The organism is Acidobacteriota bacterium (genome assembly GCA_009861545.1).
Taxonomy (GTDB): Bacteria; Acidobacteriota; Vicinamibacteria; order Vicinamibacterales; family UBA8438; genus WTFV01.
In genome coordinates, this window is the sequence record VXME01000054.1 from 1 (window position 1) to 3,657 (window position 3,657).

Genomic DNA, 3,657 nt, shown 5'->3' on the forward strand with positions numbered 1-3,657 from the left:
TCTTCTTCTACCGCTACCACTGGGTGGACGGGATCAACCTCCTCATCCACGAGGCAGGCCGCGTCGTCTTCTCGCCGCTGGCCCGGCTCTCGGCCGGCGGCGAAACGGTCGCCGTGCTGGCCGGCCCGCTGCTTCAGCTCGCCGTGCCCCTCTACATCACGTTCCGGCTGTGGCGGCGTGGGGAGGCGATCCCGGCGGCGGTGGGCGCCCTGTGGTCGGCTGAGAGCGTCATGTACGCGGCGGAGTCGATGGCCGCCGCGAACGGCCTGGCCCTCCCCCTGATCGGCGATCACTCGAACAACTGGCGCCTTCTCATCGACCGCGCCGGCGCCCTGGAGTCCGCCGAGCAGATCGGCCTCGCCCTCCACCTCCTCGCCAGCGCCGCCGCCGTCGCCGCCGTCTGGTGGGCCATCCGCCTCGAGAATTTCCGGACCTCTGAGTAGGGGCCACGGTACGGTCTCGAACCGGTGGGGTGGCGATCGTTCGCTCCGGCACAGATCATCTGGCCGGACTGATCACCCGAGATCGGAGGCACAACCTTGAAGCGAAGCAATCCCGAACCGGACTCCCGGCGATCTCCGGCTACGCTGCATGAACTCCTTTCTCGCTCTCCGCTGAAACACCTCGATTTCGAGGCAGAGGGAGTACGTAGTCCGGTGCGGGAAACGTGCGACTGGTTGACGCCCGCGCTCTCGCCCGGTACCGAACCCCCCCGGGGTGGGCCGCCGGTGGCTACGCTTCGCGAGTTGCTTCGTGACCTCGACGATGCCCGGAGCGATCGGTGGTGAGGGACCACACGTCCTTGCGCTGGGCTGCCGTGTGCCTGGTGTGGGTCCTCTGGGCGGCGGTCCAAGCGACCGAACTCGGAGCGCAGGGGGTCGATCCCGCGGCGTACGAGCACTTGGTCGAGCCGCGGATCGTGGAGCGGGCGGACGAGCGGGTGTTGGAAGTGGGGGCCGTTGGCGATCCGGACGACGTGGGCAGCGCCGCGTTCGGCTCCTCTTCCAGCTCTACTTCTCGAGCGGAGCGGCGACCGGGTTCACGCCCGCGGTCGCCCGCGCGCGCTGGCAGGAGGGGCTGGACGAGATTCCGAGGAGCGAATGGATCGGCCGCTACGCGCTACCCGTCCCTGAGGCCGTGGAATCGCTGCCGGAGCACACGCCGCCGGACGGCGTGACCGCCTCGATCACGACGTGGGAGTACGGAACCGTCGCGGAGATCCTCCACATCGGCCGCTACGACGCCGAGCAGCCCACGATCGAGCGCCTCAAGGCGTTCGTCGAGGCCGGGGGCTACGAGACGTTCGGCGGACACGAGGAGGAGTACATCGTCGGCCCGAGCATGGCCGGCCCCGGCAACCCCGACGAATACCGCACGATCCTCAGATACCGCATTCGCAAAGCGGATCTGGGCCGTGGTGGTGGGCCGTCCGGTCAGAGAGGTTTGTCGGGCCGAGAGGGATAGCGTGCCACGCCCCGCTGAGCGATACCGAAGGCGGCGGCGGCGAGCAACGTGAAGATGGCCAGCGTGACCACTCCAATGGCGATGAGGGCGTAGGGATGCTCCAGGAATGACCGGAGTGCGGCGCCGATGCCTTCGCGTTGCAGCAGGCCGAGCGCCCACGGCGCGACCCAGGCCAGAAGGACGACCATCGCCGCGATCGACCAACTGATGAGTCTCGTCAGTTCACAGGCCGCAGCGGCCGTCAGGCACCAGGCCGCAAGCGTGAGCAGCGCCCAGTACCCCAGCGCGATCTGAAACGGCGCCACCCCCACAAGCACCCCCCACTCGGCGGGCGGCTCGACCAGCATGAGCGTCACGCCGGTGGCGATCACGCCGGGCAACAACCCCGCGGCCGCCGCAAGGAAACGGGCCGCAACGAGATCGGCTACGGTCACCGGAAGGGACAGCAGGAACTCCAATGTCCGATCGAGCTTGTCTCGCATGACGGCGATGGGCACCGCCACGACCAACCCCAACGTCACGCCCATGACGACCACCAGGACGTTCTCGTCGGTGGCCCGTCCGATGACGTAGAACAGGACGAGACCGGCCGCCCCGGCAAGATACAGGCGCACCAACAGGGGCTTGGCGCGCTGGATTTCCACGCGGGTCAGGTCGCCGACATGCCGCAGGTTCAATGGGCGTCCAGAAGGTCGTAGAGGGCATCCGCCAGCGACGCGTGGTCGGCGCGCATGTGTCGCACGGCACGGTCGGCGATCATGGTTCCTTCGACGAGGACCAGCACGCGGTCGGCCAGCCATTCGACATCCTCGAGGATATGAGTCGAGAACAGGAGGACTCTCCCCGGCTCTTCGTCCAGGCTCTCGACGACGACGTCCATGAGGCGCCGGCGCATTACCGGGTCAAGGCCGGCCGTCGGCTCGTCGAGGAGCAGGACGCGGGGTCGGCAGGCCTCCGCCGACACGAACGCAACCTTCGCCTTGGTACCGCTCGAAAGAGTTCCCAGACTCGCGGCGTCGGAAATCTCTAGGCGATCCGTCAATCGCGCCTCGTAGTCGCGATCCCAGTTGTCGTAGAAGCGTGCAAGCAGGTCGAAGTGCTGCCGAACTGTCATTCCGGCGAATCCGAGGAGTCTTTCCGGCATCACGCGAACGTGATTGTGCAAGCCGGGGAGGAGCGTGCGCGTATCGACGCCTCCGAACCGCACGTCGCCTTCGTACTCCGGCAGCAACCCCGAGAGCGCCCGCAGGATCGTGGTCTTCCCCGCCCCGTTCGGACCGACCAGGGCCACGCGCTCTCCCGCAGTCAGTTCGATGCTGAGCGGTTCAAGCTCGAACAACGGGTACTTGACCGCGAAGGAGCACAGCTCGATGTCGGGGTCTCGCGTAACGATCATCTCTTATGAACCTGGCGTTCATCCATCCACTGCTCTTCCAGCTGCCGGAGGGTCTCGGTGAGTTCCGAGCGCAGTCTGGCGAACTGCTCGCGGCGATCGGGGCGGCCCTGCAGCCTCAGGAAGACGGCGGTGTCCTCTCGCACCTCGCGGGCGAGTTCCATCCACAGCATCGCCACGAAGCCGCACGCGGGGGGCACCACGGCCGCCACCGCGGCGACCGTCCATCCCCCCACGAGATAGCCCAGCACGGGCCCCAGGATCCAGGCCGCACACGTCCCGGCCAGGAGCGTCCCCAGCTTGACCGTCGCGGTGACCTCGAGCTCGGGTTTCACGAGCCTGACGACGAAGCCGGGCAGCCGGACTATGGGAGCCCAGAGCAGGGATCCGGCCACCGCGAAGGGAAGCCCAAGCGCCAGGAGCGTTCCGCGCACGACGACGTACTTCGCGACCGGGAGGAAGCTGTAGCGGGGAGGCACGTCCCCTTCCCCGGCACGGAGCTCGTCGCTCAGCCGGGCATACCGCGCCACCTTTTCCACCAGGCGGCGGTGCTCCTCGGGGTGCGCCCGGCGGATCCATTCCAGGCCCCGCGCGAAACGCTGCAGGCGGGGGAAGCGCGTCCCCAGCGGCTCCCGGGTCCGCCACGGCACCCACCGCAATTCACGGACGTAGAGCTGCTCCGCCACCTCGACGAGAATCCGGTCTCGGGGGCGGCCGAAGTTCAGCGTCTCGCGGCGCACCCCCCGCTCGATCCGCTCGGTGAGCCTGCGCCCCGCGGCGACGGGATCCTCCCGGTACGC

At 68.3% G+C, this 3,657-nt stretch carries 3 protein-coding genes; 1 reads left to right on the forward strand and 2 read right to left on the reverse strand.

Going from position 1 to position 3,657, the window contains the following annotated elements; translation table 11 throughout:
• The first annotated feature begins 1,137 nt into the window (after positions 1-1,137).
• Complete coding sequence (locus F4X11_08345; protein MYN65023.1) at positions 1,138-1,464, forward strand: hypothetical protein; 327 nt, start codon at positions 1,138-1,140, stop codon at positions 1,462-1,464.
• Here the strand turns inward: F4X11_08345 and F4X11_08350 are convergent.
• Positions 1,434-2,141: an ABC transporter permease subunit gene (locus F4X11_08350; GenBank protein MYN65024.1), complete on the reverse strand. Its 708-nt coding sequence runs from the start codon at positions 2,139-2,141 to the stop codon at positions 1,434-1,436. The genes F4X11_08345 and F4X11_08350 overlap by 31 nt on opposite strands.
• Complete coding sequence (locus tag F4X11_08355) at positions 2,138-2,860, reverse strand: ABC transporter ATP-binding protein (protein ID MYN65025.1); 723 nt, start codon at positions 2,858-2,860, stop codon at positions 2,138-2,140. The genes F4X11_08350 and F4X11_08355 overlap by 4 nt, the downstream gene beginning before the upstream one ends.
• Between the last annotated feature and the right edge of the window lie 797 nt (positions 2,861-3,657).